General features: G+C 36.1%; 13 protein-coding genes and 1 pseudogene. 4 read left to right on the plus strand and 10 right to left on the minus strand.

Going from position 1 to position 19082, the window contains the following annotated elements; genetic code table 11:
- Positions 1–10: 10 nt before the first annotated feature.
- From K9V48_RS20750 to K9V48_RS20765, 4 genes are all read right to left on the minus strand, one after another.
- Entirely contained in the window at positions 11–448 is a 438-nt protein-coding gene (locus tag K9V48_RS20750) for a hypothetical protein (protein WP_224141053.1), read from the minus strand.
- Positions 441–4046, minus strand: a complete 3606-nt coding sequence (locus K9V48_RS20755) for an AAA family ATPase (RefSeq protein WP_224141054.1) — start codon at positions 4044–4046, stop codon at positions 441–443. Before K9V48_RS20755 ends, K9V48_RS20750 begins: the two co-directional genes overlap by 8 nt.
- A gap of 272 nt (positions 4047–4318) precedes the next feature.
- The gene (gene srtD / locus K9V48_RS20760; protein WP_224141055.1) at positions 4319–4957 is read right to left on the minus strand and encodes a class D sortase, LPxTATN-specific; all 639 of its coding nucleotides are present in this window, start codon (positions 4955–4957) and stop codon (positions 4319–4321) included.
- Between the two features lie 113 nt (positions 4958–5070).
- Entirely contained in the window at positions 5071–5466 is a 396-nt protein-coding gene (locus K9V48_RS20765; protein ID WP_224141056.1) for an excalibur calcium-binding domain-containing protein, read from the minus strand.
- A gap of 185 nt (positions 5467–5651) precedes the next feature.
- Between K9V48_RS20765 and K9V48_RS20770 the strand changes: the two genes are divergently transcribed.
- Complete coding sequence (locus K9V48_RS20770; protein ID WP_224141057.1) at positions 5652–6752, plus strand: DUF4236 domain-containing protein; 1101 nt, start codon at positions 5652–5654, stop codon at positions 6750–6752.
- Positions 6753–7509: 757 nt separating this feature from the next.
- Here K9V48_RS20770 and K9V48_RS20775 read toward each other — a convergent pair.
- From K9V48_RS20775 to K9V48_RS20785, 3 genes and pseudogenes are all read right to left on the minus strand, one after another.
- Positions 7510–11892, minus strand: coding sequence for a PDDEXK-like endonuclease domain-containing protein (locus tag K9V48_RS20775; RefSeq protein ID WP_224141058.1), 4383 nt, complete (start codon positions 11890–11892; stop codon positions 7510–7512).
- A 953-nt stretch (positions 11893–12845) separates the two neighbouring features.
- Complete coding sequence (locus tag K9V48_RS20780; RefSeq protein ID WP_224141059.1) at positions 12846–14078, minus strand: NAD(P)/FAD-dependent oxidoreductase; 1233 nt, start codon at positions 14076–14078, stop codon at positions 12846–12848.
- A gap of 233 nt (positions 14079–14311) precedes the next feature.
- A pseudogene (locus tag K9V48_RS20785) lies at positions 14312–14542 on the minus strand (hypothetical protein); the annotation flags it as partial.
- Between the two features lie 219 nt (positions 14543–14761).
- Between K9V48_RS20785 and K9V48_RS20790 the strand changes: the two are divergent.
- A complete protein-coding gene (locus tag K9V48_RS20790; protein WP_224141060.1) occupies positions 14762–15334 on the plus strand; it encodes a response regulator transcription factor in 573 nt (190 codons plus the stop codon).
- A gap of 1 nt (position 15335) precedes the next feature.
- Here the strand turns inward: K9V48_RS20790 and K9V48_RS20795 are convergent, their stop codons facing one another.
- The gene (locus tag K9V48_RS20795) at positions 15336–16805 is read right to left on the minus strand and encodes an ATP-binding protein (RefSeq protein WP_224141066.1); all 1470 of its coding nucleotides are present in this window, start codon (positions 16803–16805) and stop codon (positions 15336–15338) included.
- Positions 16806–16991: 186 nt separating this feature from the next.
- Here K9V48_RS20795 and K9V48_RS20800 point away from each other — a divergent pair, with 186 nt between their 5' ends.
- Positions 16992–17762 (plus strand): hypothetical protein, encoded by a 771-nt coding sequence (locus K9V48_RS20800; protein WP_224141061.1) that lies wholly within the window; start codon positions 16992–16994, stop codon positions 17760–17762.
- A gap of 133 nt (positions 17763–17895) precedes the next feature.
- Positions 17896–18297 (plus strand): hypothetical protein, encoded by a 402-nt coding sequence (locus K9V48_RS20805; RefSeq protein ID WP_224141062.1) that lies wholly within the window; start codon positions 17896–17898, stop codon positions 18295–18297.
- Here the strand turns inward: K9V48_RS20805 and K9V48_RS20810 are convergent.
- Entirely contained in the window at positions 18241–18768 is a 528-nt protein-coding gene (locus K9V48_RS20810) for a DUF4871 domain-containing protein (RefSeq protein WP_224141063.1), read from the minus strand. The genes K9V48_RS20805 and K9V48_RS20810 overlap by 57 nt on opposite strands.
- A gap of 219 nt (positions 18769–18987) precedes the next feature.
- Positions 18988–19082 (minus strand): IS3 family transposase (locus tag K9V48_RS20815; protein WP_224141067.1); only part of this gene is annotated, 95 nt, incomplete at its 5' end.

Genomic DNA, 19082 nt, shown 5'->3' on the forward strand with positions numbered 1-19082 from the left:
ATTTTCCACCTTACATCTTGTGTACTTTATAACTTATTGGGTATTTACTGTACCAATAAGATAAATATACTCGCACGATAAGAATACTTATTGTAGATAAGAGGATTGCAATTTCCTTCCCATAAAATAGCTTGTCTGCCCATAGATTTGCAAAGAATATTGCCATTTCAATTCCGACTAATGTAATAAAAAACATTTGTAACAAGGGCATCAATACTGGAAACCTTCTATTTAACCATCCTAGCCTCGGGTACTTATAGCTTAAAAATAAAAGTATTCCAAAAAAAGCTACCAAGCCTAATGACAATCCCCCTCTTGGTGAACCAAGTTGATAAATTTCCAATAAGATAGGAAATTCCATTATAGGCCCAAAAATAATCATGATTAACAGTAAAGGATAAAATAAGTAATAAGCAATTGCACCTAGAATCGCAAATAATTTACCCATTAAATTCACCTACTTCCGAAATATCTTGTTGAACAATTGTAACTAATTGTTCAACTGTAGGATTTGGTATTTTACTGACTCGCAAGGCGTGATTGCGTATCGTTAACTCACAAAGGTTTCGAACCATTCTACCATTACCAGCATTTTTCATTTGATTTTTGGTGAAATTTGAAAGTAACATATCCTCGGTATCTGGGGAAACTTCATATCCTTTAGCTTTAAAGATAAGTCGACTTATTTGCAATAATTCACTTGGCGTATAGTCCGGAAACTCAACAATATTAGGAAAACGTGATCGTAAACCAGCATTTGAGTCAAGGAATTCTTCCATATCTTCATCATAACCTGCTAATATTACAATAATGTTTTCACGGTGATCATCCATGAATTTCACGATGGTATCTATAGCCTCTTGGCCAAAATCATTGTTACTTCCTAAAAGTGCATAGGCTTCATCAATGAATAAAACTCCACCTAGTGCCTTCTCTAGTACATTCCTCGTTTTGAGAGCGGTTTGCCCGACGTACCCTGCAACTAAACCAGAACGATCTGTTTCAACCATTTTATTTAGTTTAATGACCCCTATTTCTTTAAATCGTTTTGCTAAAATTCGAGCAATCATCGTTTTACCAGTACCAGGATTCCCTTTAAACACCATATGAAGAGATTGCGATCCCATATTTGGTAAGCCTAATTCTTCCCGCTTTTTTGCGATTTCAATTTGAGCTGAGAGTGAACGAACAAAATTCTTTATTTCTTCCATACCTATTACTTGTTCTAATTCTTTTAACGCCGTTTCATTTTTTACTACTGGGGCTATATGGAAGTCTTCTAAGGTTAATCTTGTTAGCTCTTCTACTGCTAAATCCGGATTTTCAACGATTCGTATGGATTGATTCCTGATTGCTTCCTCAAGTGTATTTCGAACAAGACGACCATTTCCACTATCATTTTTACCTGGTATTTGCTTTTTCTCGTAATAGTTTACTAAGGCGGTTGTTACCTCACCTGACACTACAAAACCTTTTGATTTTGCAATGACATCAGTCATTTGTGCTAATTGTTCCGCTGTATAATCAGTAAACGTAATGTTTAATGGAAAGCGAGAAGATAATCCGGGGTTAGACTTTAAGAAATTTTCCATTTCATCAGTATACCCTGCAAGGATAACCACTAAGTTAGCACGATGATTTTCGATAAGCCGAACCAATGTATCAATTGCTTCTTTCCCAAACCCTCCTCCTACTGTTCCTTCTTCCACGAGGGAATAAGCTTCATCAATAAATAAAACTCCACCTATTGCACTTTCCACTACTTCAGTTGTTTTTACAGCAGTTTGACCTGCATATTCCGCCACTAGATTTGACCGGTCGACCTCAACAAGATGTCCTCGCTTTAAAATCCCCATGGAACTAAGCATAGTTGCAAGCAATCGAGCCATTGTCGTTTTACCAGTCCCAGGATTACCTGAGAAAATAATATTTAGCGTTTGCTCATTCTTTGTCTCTATTCCAGCTTCTTTTCGGCGTTTATTTGCTAAAATTTGCTTTTCTAAAGTACGAATAAAATTTTTCACATTTTCTAAGCCGATGATATTCTTAAAAGCTGCATCTAAGTCAAATTCTTCCTTTACTCCAATTCCAAAATCGATATTTGTTAGAACATTTAAGGCAATTTCATTTTTGGTACTCTCACTTAACCGAACAGATTGTTTGCGGATTGCCTCTTCTATTAAATTACGAACAAGACGACCATTCCCACTATCATTTCTTCCAGGTATCTGTTTCTTTTCGAATAATTCTACTAATCCTTCATGTGCTGTAGAATCAATAATATAATCACGTTGTTTTGCGTTTATAAGCGTCATTTCCAACATATCTTTAGGTGTATAATCTGGGAAATCTACAATAAACGGAAATCTTGAGCGAAGACCTGGATTTGATTTTAGGAATATTTCCATTTCATTTGTGTAACCAGCAAGTATAACAACTAAATGATCTCGATGATCCTCCATTCCTTTCACTAAAGTATCAATAGCTTCTAGACCGAAACTGTCATGTTTGTTTCGAGCAAGTGTATAAGCCTCATCAACAAACAAAACACCTCCAAGTGCACTCTGTATTTTTTCATCCGTTTTAGGAGCTGTTGAACCGACATATTCCCCGACAAGGTCCTGCCTTGCTACTTCAACTAGTTGGCCTTGAGATAGTAGTCCCATTGCTTTTAAAATCCTGGAAATTAATCTGGCAACCGTAGTTTTTCCTGTCCCAGGGTTCCCAGTAAAAACCATATGCAAAGCCATCGGACTTATTTTCCCTCCAAGCTCCTCCCGCTTTTTTTGTAATTTGACAGTTTGCAATAGCTCATTAATAAAGTTTTTAACTGACTCCAAACCAATTAAACTGTTCAGTTCTTCCAAAATATCTTCTAATGTCTCTTCTTTAATAATAGAAATCTTTTTAAGTAAAATTGTTTCTTTTCCAGCATCGGCAATGACATGATTATCCTTCATTTTAATATTTATAGAATTACTACTAGAAATCACACCTCTTGCCCGAGCATCTAACAAGACAGAAATAAAGTTATTTTCAACTAGATCTTCAATAGCTTCCCCATATTTTTTTGTAATTAAGATTTGTTTAGCAAGTTCAGTAAAAATGTTAGAATCAAAGTTTATGTTTAACTGTGCCTGGACATTTAATTTAGATGCAGCTTTTTTTAGTTGAGAAGATAATATTGTACTAAGCGAATCCATAGTTAATGGTTCTGTAAACGCAAAAGATTGAATCTCACGTAACAGACTGGGAGGTATCTGATTGGCAATTGATAACGGAATTTGCTGACCTACTATCTTGTCCTTTACTTCAGCATCTATATAGAGAATTAAAAAGTAATCTGAAGCACTGACAACGATTCCTTCCGGTGTTCTAAAATAACCATCTTTAAAGAGTTTTGTAACATACTGAAGTACATCTGATTGAGCTTTTTCAAATCCAGTGAAACAAACAGTACCGATTCCATAACTAAATAAAGCAGAACAATCTACAATAAAATTCGTGTGGATATCTTTTTCACCGTATTGACTTAAATCGATCGTAGAAAAACTTTTATAAGGTGTCAGTTTTTTCGTGTAAAGTTCATTTATTAAAATGTTCAAACTTCGATTTTTCCCAGTGCCAGTAGGACCACTGATTAAAATCGTATTTTGAATATTTCCCTTGTCTCTAGCCAAAAAGGCCTTCTTAAAGCAAACAAGTAAATCATCAATATACCTTTCTTGGCCTAATACATTGTTATTTAAATTGTACTTGATTTCATTAAACAGTTGATCAAGTTCTTCATTTGATTTGTTCAGAGTAAGACTTTTAATCCCAAGCTTAGCATCTCGTGCAGCTCCTTTTATCGCTCCGCTTGACTGAGGTATATCAGAGTAATTAACTCTTGGGTTGTTAGTTGTAGCTGGAATACTACTTGTCCCCACACTTGCTTGTCTTCCTAAAACACTTCTTTGTTTTCTCCCTCTAAACCCTTCCTTCTGAAGAAAATCAATTAGTTGAACCTCTGGTATAACAATCCTTAACCATTTCTGAAAACTCATATTCATACACCCTATTCTATGTATAAATTCCATTAAGTAATTAAATTAATGTTAGAGTTGTTTCCCGGAAATACCTCTTAACGTTAAATCGACATTTAAAATTTATTTCTTCCAGTATTCTAATGTCATAACCTAAAAAGGTATCAATTACAGATATTTACATGGCTTTTAATTTATTTTTCTTTTTAAAGAAGGCTACCATTCAATTGATTATATAGAGCACATTCATTCAGTATTTTCCGTTTAACTCAACTAACACAATTTCTATCTTATTAATAAGCATCGTCTTCTAAATGATGAAAAACTTTTTTATCCACCAGCTCTGACTGAATTATATAGCGTTGTGGAGCTGGGCCAATGAAGTCAAACGGATAACAAGTTGTTAAAGTTAAGGTTGGTGTCTCTTTATCAACAAGAACGGTTCTGTCCTCTTTGTCCGTTATCCAGATGTCGCGAATTTGATATTCATATTTTATGTTATCGAAGACGAAGTACATGCGATCACCGATTTCTAAATTTCCCAGCTCAGAAAACACCGTATCTCGATGACCAGCTAAGGCTGTATGTTTATATTCTGTAGGTAATGCGGTATGGCTCGACTCATACAACCCAACACCTTTTTTCAATGTTTCTTTATCTGTACCATAATAAATAGAAAATAGATTACCAATTCTCGGTATCGTTAATTCACCAATTTGGTCACCTTGATGAAAAGAATATTCATTATTAATCAAATCTGTATCTTGTTTTAATGGTTCTTCAACGATTGGATCATCCCAGTTGTGATCAATCGCTTCGGCTTTAACAGGATTGTGTTCAACATTTTGTTTTTGCATGTTCATCATTGCTGTATTCCAGAGAAAAAATGAAAATCCAATCACTAACAGCAAAATACCTATACGATTCCTCAAAGTTAATCACCTTATAAAGTCCCGCTCTAGCTGGGTTTATTGAAAAATCAATTAAAATTGTAAAAAATGAAAGGAGGATAGACTTTAAGTCTATCCTTGGATGGATTTGTTTTTTATTCGATCGTTGTTCTTCTTTTAAATAACAATAAAAATAGACCTATTGTTCCAACGATTAATCCAATTGTAACTCCAACTGGGTAGTATGTAGCAGTTTCAGCTAAACCTGCCCCTTCATCGTTCGTAGGATCAGTTGTGTCAGTTGTTGCATCACCTAATGGAGTTCCAGCCTCATAATTTACATCAAATCCAGCTAAGGTTTCACAAACAATGCCGTCACCGTCACGGTCTAAATCATGAGGGTCGTTACCAGGGTCATTTGTGTTATAGAAATGTTGTGCTTCTTTCCATGTAGAGAAGTGACCACAATCCTTATCTTCTTGTGCAAATGAAGGGCTTGTAAATCCTAAAACAAGTAAACAAATAGTTAATAGTGAAAGTAGTTGTTTCAAATCATTTCCTCCCATATGTCGATCCATCCAAGATGTAATATGTACTATTTTTGGAATAATATTCAAAATTCACAACGAGATTTATTATAAAAAAATAGGAATGTAGAAAAATTATAAATAATCTATAGTAATAAAGTCTTTATTCGGTAAATTTAATACTAAGATAAAAATTAAGAGGTGATCAAATGGGCCTTAATTTTCGAAAAAGCTTTAAGGTTGCACCAGGAGTAAGAGTAAATGTATCGAAAAGTGGTGTTGGAGCTAGTTTTGGTGGGAAAGGATTAAGGTATTCGGTTAATTCACGTGGTCAACGCCGAACAACAGTTGGAATACCTGGTTCTGGGTTATCATATACAAATACGTCTAGTTCAGGTCGTGCTTATAAAACGAGCGCCTATAACCGAAGTGCTGAACTAGCTAAAAAACAACGAGAATTTGAAAAACTTCAGGAAATAGAGAGGAATCGTTTAGAAGTAGAACTATTTGAAAACAAGATAGAAAAAATGAAATCGGTTCATAAAGAATGTGATGATGAGAAAAATTGGCAGGAAATCCGTAACACTCCTCCGCCTTTTCCAAAAGGAGTACGCGGCCCAAATGAAGATGCTGCTTTGAAGGTGTACGAGGAATATAAACCAGGCTTCTTCGCTAAACTATTTAAACAAGATGAAAAAAGAAAAAGTGAACTATTTGAAAAAATAGAGCTTGCACGAAAAGAAGATCTTTCCGATTATCAAGAATGGCAACGAATGATTTCTGTTGCAGAAAATATACTCCAAGGTGATATTGATACATACTTTGAAGTAATTGAGGAGTTTGCCCCGCTTGATGATTTGCTTGAGTTTGGCAGCGGATTTGAATTCTTTGCCATAGAGCCAGATGTAATGGAAATTGAATTTGACGTACACCCACAAACCGTCGTACCAACTCAAACACTTTCATTAACAAAAACAGGGAAACTTTCAGTTAAAGACACAACAAAAACAGCTTATTATGATATTCAGCAAGATTATGTTTCCAGCTGTGTGATACGAATTGTTAGAGATATGTTTGCCTTGCTACCACTAAACATTGTCTATATTCATGCGATCGAAAATCGATTGAATTCAGCAACAGGTCATCATGAAAATAACACGATTTTATCAGTTAAATTTGATAAATCAACCTTAAAAAAACTTAATTTTGATGCCATTGATTGCTCAGATGCTTTAAGTAATTTTGAACATCGTATGAAATTTAGAAAAACTAAGGGGTTTGATGAAGTAGATCGTTTAGTAGTGAAGTAGCACATACCAACAATTGTATTAGTTTAACGAGTCTAGTTTAAATGTATGTGGTTTCTGTTCATTTGTTCTTTAATTTCCTGAGTGATAGGACTTGTACCGTATGACATGCCCTTTAAAGATCTGCTAAATATATAGATAATTGTTGAATACAAAGACGTTTGTATTGAAAAAGGGCCTTTCCCCCATCTCGCTACTAATTTGAAGCACTAGATGAAAGGCACCAAAACCCCAGAAGTTAGCAATATAAATTCAAATAAAACATGAGTATATATTTTTATAACAAAGAAAGAACAATAGATTGATATTTACCTATTTTACTCCTCCTCTTCTTTGGTAATTGGAAGAGCGGTTTTGGTTTCATTTCGAAGTCATCCTTAACTTTTGTATCCAGCAGAATATTTTAACACCTACCGCGCTCGATCCTTATATTAGTGCGAGGGTTACATCAAAAGGGAAAAAACATAGTAGAAACTCTTAAACAAAAAGAACAGCATCCTACACGATGCTGTCCTAAATAATACAGTTAAAAAAGGTTTAGGACTTCCGACTTCAGATACCACCCAGGTAAATGCTTCGTTTTCCGACTACCGTTTTCGGTGAAGGAAAAGAGAATTCCCTCTTTTTCAAACTCTTTGACAGTCGAGTCAAGTTCTGGACCGCCTACTCCCCAGAGCCTTCCACCAACATTACGTTTATCGATCACTATAAGCCTTTTTTAGCAAGAGCATCTTTTATCCAGCATAATCCTTCGGTATTTTTATCCTCTTGAACTACCGAAGCCTCCGTGTTTAACCCTTTCTTGAGTTTGGAATAAGCCATGTGCAGGTTCAATTCCCAACTCATCTAGTCTCTTCCAAAGACTCTCCATTGCCTTTATACGATCAAAGTAAAACTCCCGTCCACGAACACGCCAGAACTTCCAACCAGCTCGCTCAAGAGATCCCTGCCTTTTCATGTCCTCTTCGAACTTTTCGGGACCGTGCCACTTCTCGCCATCACATTCTACAGCTAAGCGATCCCGCATGCCCTCGATAACAAAATCAATTCGATATCGGCCAACTTCAATCTGCGGTGTGATTTTATACCCTCTTGCTACTATCATTCTAAGGACATCAAGCTCAAATGGAGACTCACATTTTTCTTCCAGGTTCTCCAACTGTTGATTAACACGGGTAGGATTTTTACAGTAACTTAATAATTTATAACGTAGATCTTCTGTGCTTAAGTCTTCTAATTCTACAGAATGATATAGGCGCATTTGGTTCTTGGCACGACTAGCTGCAACGTTAAATCGCTGTTTATCACTTGTTTTGGTTAAAGCCATAAAGCGTCGATTTGGTGCTACAACTAAGGAAAGGAAAATGATATCACGCTCGTCACCTTGGAGAGTATAGGAATTTCCGCAGATTACCTTTCGCTTAACAAACTCTGTATCACCAATTGCTTCTCGAATTTTCGTCTCAAGTAACTTCGACTGTTTCTGACCTTGTAAAGCAATCACTCCAAAAGTTTGACCAGCAAATTTAGAATCCTTAATCATAGTTTGCATGTCAGCAACAATCGCTTCCACCTCTGGAATGTTAACGTCTTTATCCTTTTCATCGTTATAACCTTCATTTACCTTTATGCCCATAACAGGTGGCTCTATCTTCTCTTCCTCCAACGGAAGCCGCAACGGAATCATTTGTCCCCCATAACTTAAATCATTTGAAAAATGAATAATTTCAGGCACACAACGAAAATGTTCCCGGAGCATAAGCTTGCCTTCTTTTGGGAAAGTTTGCTCTGCAATTTCATATAAAGAGATGTTACCATCAAATAGATTACCATTAGGAATATCTTTTAAATGACGTCTAACAAGTTCATGGACGTCTTCCAAGTTGGTACCAATAGATTGCGGGCTTATCTGCTCATCATCTCCAACCACTATAACCTTCTTGCCACGCATGAGAACATTAATAGAAAATAAGTCACATTGACTACTCTCATCGAAAATAATGATATCAAACTTTTCATTCGTTACAGGGAAATTTTCTAGCACTTGACTTACAGGCATAATCCATACTGGAATTGCAGTCTGAGCGGTTCTCATTTCTTCTCTTGCTCCTTGTAAGTGAACATGAGCATATTTGCCGCTCCCCTTACCAAATCGCTTAATGTATGACTTCCAAGCCGAAAGAGCACGCTTTTCTTTGTCTGTGATTCTTTCGACCTGGTTCTTCCACGTTGATTTACTTACAATGTTACGAATAAGACGTTTTTGTTCCTTATGCTCCTCTTCAATTTGAAGTTTTAGTTTACTTACATTCATATCTTTTGTTTCATCCAACCAAGTTTGGAGCTTTCTAAGTTCAAATGCTTCCATGTAATCAGCTAGGTAAGGAGAAACAGAACCTACTGATAATTCCAATGATTTTGCAGTTAACGGTAGAGTATGACTCAAAGCATTATATAGTTCATAAAAACGGTAAACTTGTACCTGTATTTGGTGCAATTGCTCTAACTGAACCAATAAAACTCTCCACTTCTCCACATTCCTTGCTAGATAAGCATCATAGAAATCATTCCAGATGGTATGAGACTCTTTAGTAGCCCATTCCCTCAATTGATTTAACTTGCTATTGTATTTTTCCAGCCATTCTTGATATTTAAGATAACGAGTTACAATCTTGAATTCATCTATAAGTCCTTCGTATGTTTCAATTAAGTAAAAATCAAGTTGTTGCTTTTGAAATGATTTCGTCCTTTCTTTGAAGGCATTTATAGCATCGACTGCCTTTATGACCAATGCCAACTCCTTCATACGATTATCAAGCATATAGATAAAGCGTCGATCTTTACTTGAAAGTGGCTCAAGCCCTATATCTGTCATATTGCCATTAAAAATCCGTACAGTTTCCGTTTTCTTATGCTCAAAATTAAGATATTCCTCCAAGAGTTCTATTTCCTTTAATTCTTTTATTGGTTTACTATTTAATACAGGTGTCTCAAATAAGTATTTTGTTTGTTTTCCTTTCATCATAAAGAACATAAAATTTGGTTTTTTCCCACTTGAAAGTCGTTCTTTTGCAATTGCAATATCTTCTTTTAACTCATCTAATCTTTTCTCTGGTAAATCGATCACATGAGTAATGAGTTTATTATGGAACTCATTAAGTTGGTGAATAGATGTCACCATATCATTATATAATGAGCGCCACCTTTCCTCTCGTATTCCCCCTGATTGAAAATCCTCAATAATTGGTTTCAGATGTTGGCTGGATAAAATGCCTGAATAGTTGACCATATCTTTTGCTTCTTTTAGAAGTTGGTTTATCGTTGACAGATTTTGTTCTAACTGATATTTTTCAATAATCTCCACCGCTTTTGATATATAAGACTCTAAAGCTTTCCCCTCTTTGGTAAAGTTCTCAAAAGAAGAGTACGTTGGCAGATGATTATTTATTTCAGGCAATGTTTGTTCATGAAGAGATAGAAATTCCCGCTTCAAACTAGACTTTAGTTTCCAAAACTCTTGGAAATCCGAGTTTCTCAACGGAAATGTCACGTCCATTGGAATATTATCTTGAATCCATGTATAACTAGTGTTTGATTCAGCAAGTCTTTTGGCAACATCGTACTTAAATAACTTTTCGCCTTTATATAAAAGTTCGCTTCCTTCCTTTTGGGCGTAATTTTTAAGTTGGTTTTTTAGTTGGGCTTCGTTGCGCTTACTTTGATCCAATGCCTTCCTGTCTCTGTTAATCTCCTCTTGTAAGCGATATGTATCCAGTTCACCGAGCTTTTCACTAATTACACGGATAGACTGCTCGATTTCTTGAAGCGATTCTCGGCCGCCACCTAAGACAGGAACACAAAGGTCGCGAATTTCTGCTGGTATTTTATTTTTCAACACTTTGAGTGGGTTTTCTTTTTGACTTGTAATCAAGATCTTTTTCCCATGCGTAAGAAAATGGGACACAAGATTTGCAATTGTATGGGTTTTACCAGTTCCAGGCGGTCCCTGTACAGTTACACCATAGTTATGCTCTATACGATGGATAATCTCCTTTTGCTGCTCGTTTGACTCTAACGGGAAATAAAGGTCGTTACTAATAAAAGCGTTCTCTCTCGCCGCTTTTTCACCTTGTTCGTTTGTTGCTTTCGCTGGTTCTCCTATAATAGCAGCGATAGTATCAGGCAGACTAATTTGTTCACTGTCAATGCTTGAAATAATTTGTTCTAAATCATTCCTTAAGACGCGAACATTCTTACGTCGCAGTGAAAAAATTGAAATATCATAAATAACTGGCTCATCTCGTACAGTCATAGAAGAGTCTGAAGCTATGTACTCGCCTTTCGCATCAATAAGGCGTACAAATTGTGTAAAGAACTCAGTTTTATCGTCAATAATGCTCTGATTCTGTACATCATATATAAGTTCATTTATCTTTGTAATGTTAGGGAGATAAACACCAGAAAACATCTCTCGTTCCATAATTGTTATTTGCTCTACCTGTTTTCCGCTAATAACTCCTCTGTCTGCGTCCAAATCTAGTTCTAATTTGGTCGTCAATAAAGGTGAGCGAATAGTTCCTACTTTGTCATCAGGATGTTTCCAGCAAAACATTCCCCTACCATATATAAATTCAAGTGCTTCGCTCTCTTTATCCATTTGTTGAATTAAATCAAAAAATTCACCATATAGTTTCTGTACACGTTTCTTTTCTATTAGCCTTTCAGCCCACTCAGTCCAGTCACGTTCCCAATCCTGATAAGCTTTTATCCTCTCAGGATTATCACTAAATTTTTCTGTTAACTCCTTCTCACCGTCTTCTTGGGCGATTTTACGTTCATTAGGCATAACCAACCGTGTTTTTTCATTTGTATAATCCACTTTTATCCACTCTCGGATCAGTGAAGGAGGTTTGGGATACTGCTTGTCTTCTGCAGTTATTTCCGGTCTATGTATTTCAAGATAAGTACCTTTCTCATTACAATCCTCAAAAAGAAAGCATCCATTTAGTTCTTTTAAATCGTGTACAAACCAATTTTTTTCAAACTCTCTATAGTCACGAGTCACCTTACCCACCAAATTATTAAGTGCAAGCAAATATTCAAAGAAATTCTTTGCTTTATTAATTGCCATTTTCTGTTTCAATCTGTCCACCTCTTTCATCACATGCATCTTTTTACAAATTTAGACATGTTCTTAAAAACCTGACAGTGTGTACCTATTAATCCAAAAGTGTAATTTAAAGAAAATATGTTTTTGATATGGAGAATAAGGCTTTTTATACAAGTTATGCATAAACCCCTGTATAAAAAGCCTTATAAAAAAATAATTCCTTTACACTCATGTTCTTTAATTCACACAATTAATCTACCTGATAGTAACACACCTAATACCAAAAATTAAAAAGCATAAGAACCGTTCTCGTACTTTATCCGCTTCACTTCTTAGAAAATATACTCAATAATTCTGTAGTAGACTGCTTTTGTTTAACAGTACTCAATTCCATTAAAATCCTTTCTTGTGAGAATTGTCCAGCCTCTTTCATCACGAAATTCTAGTATTTTTTGATAGATCTTCTCCATTATTTTTCTTAAGATATGTAAAATCTTTATTCTTTTTATTTTATCATAGTTACAATTTATTGGAATTTGTTGTACTTGGGTATTGTGCTCTAACAATAGGGTTCGAAACAGAACATGGGGTATTTATAAAGATTCTTACTTCAGACGAGAATGTAGCATGTTTTCTATGATCATAGAAGTTGCACCCTGTATAAATAGACGGAGAAGAGATAGAAGGTGTTTATTCAGTAGAATTTGTGATCTCATGAACGTGAGGACAGTTCTTCTATTTACATTTTAGCAAACAGAAGAACCGCTAACAGTGTTCCTCACATAAACTTGTCTAACAAATGTGAATATGTGTAGATCGAAATAATAGGTGTTTTAGTTTGGAAAATAATAATAATTAACCAAGTATTGATTGACTTACAGCTTTAAAAGCTTTGAGATAATGCACGTTCTGATGATAAGAACTCATTTATTATTAAAGTGCCTCGTCTCACCATCCTATAATTCGGACCAAGGTATGAACTATAATCATGTCTGTGCTTGAATAATGTTTTTAATTTCTGTTTCTAAATCCGCTGGTTCGTTTGCATAATTGTAGATTCCTAAAAACTTTTGTGTGGTTCCTGGATATGAACAAATGATCTTGTTCACCGCCGCTTGTTGTTCTGATATCGGTTCATTTTTTGAGATTTGACATCCCATATGAAATCGAACCATAAACTCATCTTCAATTATTTTTTGGTATTCATCAGCCATGGTCTCCCATTCTTTCTCCCAATCATGATGATTTGATAAAACGGTCGATAAAATTCGAGCTCCATATATGGCATCATGCATTCCTTGAGCCATGCCTGGATCTTTAAAGCTAATCGCATCCCCGACCAAGGCCCATCCTTTTCCCATTCCTTTGTACCAGTAATTATCATATCCAACAATTCCTTTGATTGGTTGCATTAACCGTGCGGACTGAAAACGCTCCGCAATCGATGTGTTCTTAAAATGATTCTTTAAAAAATCGCGCAAACCACTTTCCGGATTAGATTTCATCCGCTGTATCCATATCTTATTTTCTAATGACATGATGCCGATTACGACATATAAATCATCGCTTGTCGGAAAAAGAATGGCGGTATGATCTTTTATTTTATATACTTCAAATTTTGGAACATTCTCTTTACGAAGGTTAGAGTAATAACCATAGTAAATTGCCGCATTTGCAGGTACCGTTACTTTTAATTCGCTTTTAGCCAATTTGCGAATGATTGAAGAACGACCATCTGCCCCGACAACAACTTTGGCCCGGAACTGTTGTTTACGACCATGAGAATTTATTCCTTCAACACCGATTATCGTTTCACCGTTACAAAGAACATTCGTCACGCAAAACCCTTCCAAAACCGTTACGTTTTGCTCAGACCTGGCCTGTTCAATCATGACATGATCAAAAGATGTACGTCTGATGCAAAAACAGCTATCCTCTCCACGAACCTTAGGGATAACTCCTTCTATAACGGTATCATCAAACTGAAACTTAATTTGACGTACCGGCGGTGTATTCGTTTCTACCAATTGATCCATCACCCCAATCTCGCGAAGAATCGCCACAGTATTATTAAAAAAAGTATGAGTAGATAACGTATCGCTCGGAAAAACGGCACGGTCAACCAATAACACCCTAAACCCCGCCCTAGAAAGATAGATTGCCAGTGTGGAACCAGCGCATCTGGCACCAGTTATGATTACATCATATATTTCAGTCATACCCCCACCTCATTTCCCACTATATTCATTGACTTTCAAGCCTTATAAATTGCCCTATCCTTTCGTTTAGATAGCTAGAAAAGCATAACAAAACTGCAGAAATATATATGTAAATGGAATTGAAATAATGACATGATTAGTACATTGTTCGATGGAATACGAAATGAGTTCGGGTGCCTGTCACTCCCCGAATAACCTTGTTTCACAAGGTATTTATTTACTTTCAAATTTCCTAATGCACTTTTTATAAGTAAACCAATACTTATTCCAGGAATCAAAAACAACATAGGTAAAAAAACAGGACCGAATAACACCCTGAATATCTTTAGACTTGAGGAATAGATCAACCCTACTGTTACAAAATAAGCGCTAAAGGCAAACGGAAGAAAGGAATAAGGTGATTTCCCTCCTCCGGCGTCCCGATAAGCATCCCAAATAGAAAACATATAAATACAGGGATAAAAGTAAGCGTCAAACTCTACCCACATATTCATATCCCAAAATATATAAGACAATCTCCTAAAATCAAATTTTAAGGAAGTTTTTATGACCAAACATTCCAATCCAAAAATTTTGGGTGCCTGTCACTCCCCGAAGGAAGGAAATCAACCCCTTCCGTCGAATAATTACTCCAAAACATGTTACAGAAACGGCTGCATCCCGGAAAGAGAGGGGGCGATCCAATGGATCAGCGTATAAAAGTCTTATTGGTTGAAGATGACCCTTTCTGGAGAGAAACCTTAGTGAATGATCTTAATCAGGAAAACGATATCGAGATGGTCGGCATTGCCTTAACGCAGGAAGAAGCCGTTGCTGCCGTTCATACACAAGACATTGATGTCATTCTAATGGATATTAACTTAACTGGAAATCATCTCGATGGGTTGGAGGCTACAAGGGAAATCTCAAGATACCAGAAAGGTCAAATAAAGATTATTATGTTAACATCATTTTACGAGAAAGATATTATCTTAGACTCCTTTCGCAAAGGAGCTGTCAATTATATCACCAAACATAATTATCAAGATATTGTCAATGCGATTCGCGACGCTTATACCAATGAGGCGAATATTCACTCTGATGCTGCTGGAGTGCTTAGAAACGAGATTCAATTGTCTGTATTAACTCCGATGGAAAGAGAAGTGTACGAATTAAAAAAGCAAGGTTTGAATAAAACACAAATTGCTGAAAGACTTTTCAAATCGATTAATACGATCAAAAGCCAAATCAGAAGCATCAGGAATAAATTAATGTAATTCATCTGTTACCCACGTTGAAACTGTATGAGGACTTTTGATCATTTTGGACTACTTTTGTAAGGGGCAATTTGATCGAGACGGTTGTTCCCTTTTTGACTCCGCTGGAAGTGATTGTTAATGAACCCTGATGCTTTTGAACAGCTGCATAGCAGTAACTAAGACCTAATCCGTAGCTTTGCGGATTTTTTTTAGTTGTAAAAAATGGATCAAACACTTTAGATAAGCTTTCATTTGTAAGCCCACAGCCATTATCGATAAATTCGACAACAATATTCTTTTTTTCAGTAAACAAGCGGATCTCCAAGACCCCGCCCTCCGCCTCCATCGCCTCAAGGGCATTCATGATGATGTTGTTTATGACTTCGCTCATATGTAATTTATCGCAGTTCATATAAACATCATGAGCGTATTTCCTCTCAATCTTAATTTTTTTCTCTTCAATCGCTGGTTTCAGGATGGATAAAGTAGTGTCAATCATGGAAATCAACGATTCCGATCTCTCGTTTAAATAAATTTCTTCTGTTCTCTCTCTGATTGAATCTACCATATTCTGCATATGTTCAATGACATGAAACATGGTATCGAGAGCATCAATAGCTTGGTCTTTCCGGCCGGAACTGATGTAACCTTTTGTTCGATCACCCAGATAGTTCAATTTTTGGATTTCATTTTTAATCGTATGATTAAGAAAATTCGTTCCAATGGATAGGCTTTTCATGGTGTGATCTAATTTTTGTTTTTCAATTTTCAATTGAATACCAAATAAACCATGTTTGGCAGCAATGATAATATAAGACAGCATAAGTATATAAACAATCGTATAAAAAATATTCTGAACTTTATAGATATCCAGGTAGATCGTTTCGACATACGAACCGGTTTCATTCAGCCAAAACCGATCGACATTTATATAGTTAGAAAAACCAACCCACATCACCATCGAAGTATAGAAATAAATGGTTCTTTTTCGATTACCATCAACAAGCCCATCATGTTTTATTTTTAAAATACTAAAATATAAGAGAAGACATCCCGTCAGAATATAAATGCCCGTGTATATATTAATATACTTAAAACTATAGTCCACTACGGGATAGATCTTGACATTATCGGTAAGCGATAAAGGAATGATCGGTATAAGCAATATCCACTTGAGCAAGTTCCTCCATCTGCGTGAGAACCATTCACTGAAGTCGATACAACTCATTAGTACCGCATAAGGAAAAAAATAAATACAAATATAAGCAAATACGGCAATGATCAAGTGTAAAAATTCAATCAATCCACCCCACTGAGGGAAATGAGTTCGAATAAAAGGCAGTAAATACAATTGAATGCAGGTGGCAAAAGTGGTACTTCCCGCCAGAAAGATGACAAAACTGACCCAGCGTATAAAAGGTACCGTCTTGTTTTTACGATACAGAATAAAAGATAAAGCCCAAGTAAATAGGACGATTCCTATTCTCATGGTCAAATTAGGCACCCCCCTTTTTTCGATCCTCTATTTTTAATTATATATTCCCAAGGTAATAAATGGAATTATGATGTGCTTCGAGGGGGTGAAAAAAGTTCATCCTCCCTTCGTGTTTTTTTTGAAGCTATAATGAAGCCATAGTTAACCTACAACTATATCAATCTTAAGGAGGAATGAATTTTGAAAATGAATAAAATGCTGCTTGCTGTAGGAGTTTTGATGTCAGGGGTTGTTGTGAGTAATCATACCAGTCTGACATCTGCCGCTGTGATGGAAGAACAATTTGGAGTTGGGATAGAGGAACAATTTGGGATCGAAGAACAAATGGCGTTGGAATGGATGACAGAGAAATTGGATAAACCAGCACGTGATGACTATGGTGTTGTGTTAGGTGCGTTTCCTGTTAATTACATCCCTAAAGATGAGCTTTATAATATATACGCTGAATCACCGATTAAAACGGTTGGTGAAGCGGATGGAATGATCGGGCCTGCGAAAGCAACCCCGCGATATTTAGATGAAACTGTTTTGATTCCACTTCAAGTCTCAAAAGAAGAGATCGAAAAAATAAAAGAGAATCAAGATGATCCTGTAACGTTATGGGATACTCCTTCTGAGTATGAATCATGGATTTTAGATTATGATAAAGTTTTTAATTTGGAAAAGTATGTTGGATTGGTTACAGGTGACCCTACTGACCCTACTACTGGACCTACTGACCCTACCCCTGATGACGATGACGGCACCGATGGCGGGACTGGCGGAGGTACTGACGGAAATGGAGGCGGATATGCAGGTGGTGGTAAAGACGAATATGCAGACGGAGGTACTGACGGAGGTACTGACGGAGGATCAGACGGAGGTACTGAGTGTAGCTATTGTGACTTCACCGATGAGGAAGCAGGAGAGGTTCCACCTAGTGACGGTGGTACTGACGGTGGTACTAATTGAATCAGCTTACGTAAAAAAAATAAATCAATAAATTTTTTTAATTATTGATTTAGATACAATAATACGCCTGTAGTCCATGACTAAATAAAGTTTTGGTTTACAGGCACTATTTAATACAAAAGGAGGGATCAATTTGTTTAATTTGAAAAGGAAAAAATCATTTGTTTATTTCCTTTTGTTGTTCATTGCCATCTTTATATTAACCGCAACCTATATTCCTTTCCCAAAAGATTCTGCTGAAGCTGCAACTAAATTAGGTGGTTCACCTGCTGATTTACAAGGGGATTTTATTGGCGATGGAAGAGATGAACTACTTAAATATAGTAATGGCAAATGGGAGTTTGGTTATCCTATTGGTGCATCAACGCTCTGGTATTCAGTCAGGAGTACAAATAATTTTGGGAACCTAGAGGATGGACGTCCATTTTGGGTTGGTGACTTTAATGGAGATGGAAAAGATCCTTTTTTTACTCTTCTTTTACTTTACATCGATAACAATCGTACCAAAACGTTCGGCACCTATAAAGACTTCTAAACGCCATATCCCAGCTTTCGGAAATGACAAATTAGAAGGCCTTGAGCTATCTGATCCCTTAATTCCATTAGGACTGTAATCTAACTCCCCGTAATTCCAAACTTTTCTTTCATTAGCTGTGCCGGCATCTGTAACTAAAACCTTTTCTTTTTCTCCTGTATCTTTGTTAACCGCAACCACCTTAAAATTACCACTTTTTATAGTTTTTTCATCTCCCCAAAAATGCCACAACCATTTATTTATGTCACCGGCTTTAAACTCACCTCCAATTATTCCCACCTTTCCTTCTTGTCCAACTAGCTTATCTCCGGTTGATGTTTCAAATTCAGGGGATAAATCCCACTGTTGATTTTCTTCTGATACTGAACTGGCATTTGTTGTATTAACGTTAGCATTTTCTTTGTTGTCCTGAGAACAACCAACAATAAGTAAAATAACAAGTAGAAATATACTACAGAGTGCTTTTCTCAATTACTTAATCCTCCCTTTTGAAGCTCCATTTAATTCAAATTCTCTATGTTAACTTCATTTCCTTTAAAATTAAATTTTGCTAATTTTTTGTACTAAACTGCCCAACAAGATCTCAAGTTTCAAATGTATATTCTATACAAATCTAGTTAACATAAAGCCAATTATAGGTAATAAAAAACCATCAGATTTGAGGTGACCCCTAAAAGTTAGAGTTTTATATTAAGCAGCTAATTGGCTGGTATGAATCCGGTATTGAACGGGACTCATGCCTGCCAATTTTTTCTTTATACGCTTGATATTATAATACTCTATAT

The organism is Metabacillus rhizolycopersici, from assembly GCF_020075705.1.

What these genes read in the sequence shown, in the direction of transcription:
- K9V48_RS20755 (WP_224141054.1), bottom strand. Translation starts at nt 4,046, where the DNA reads ATGAGTTTTCAGAAATGGTTAAGGATTGTTATACCAGAGGTTCAACTA.
- K9V48_RS20780 (WP_224141059.1), bottom strand. Translation starts at nt 14,078, where the DNA reads ATGACTGAAATATATGATGTAATCATAACTGGTGCCAGATGCGCTGGT.
- K9V48_RS20750 (WP_224141053.1), bottom strand. Translation starts at nt 448, where the DNA reads ATGGGTAAATTATTTGCGATTCTAGGTGCAATTGCTTATTACTTATTT.
- K9V48_RS20770 (WP_224141057.1), top strand. Translation starts at nt 5,652, where the DNA reads ATGGGCCTTAATTTTCGAAAAAGCTTTAAGGTTGCACCAGGAGTAAGA.
- K9V48_RS20795 (WP_224141066.1), bottom strand. Translation starts at nt 16,805, where the DNA reads ATGAGAATAGGAATCGTCCTATTTACTTGGGCTTTATCTTTTATTCTG.
- K9V48_RS20790 (WP_224141060.1), top strand. Translation starts at nt 14,762, where the DNA reads ATGGATCAGCGTATAAAAGTCTTATTGGTTGAAGATGACCCTTTCTGG.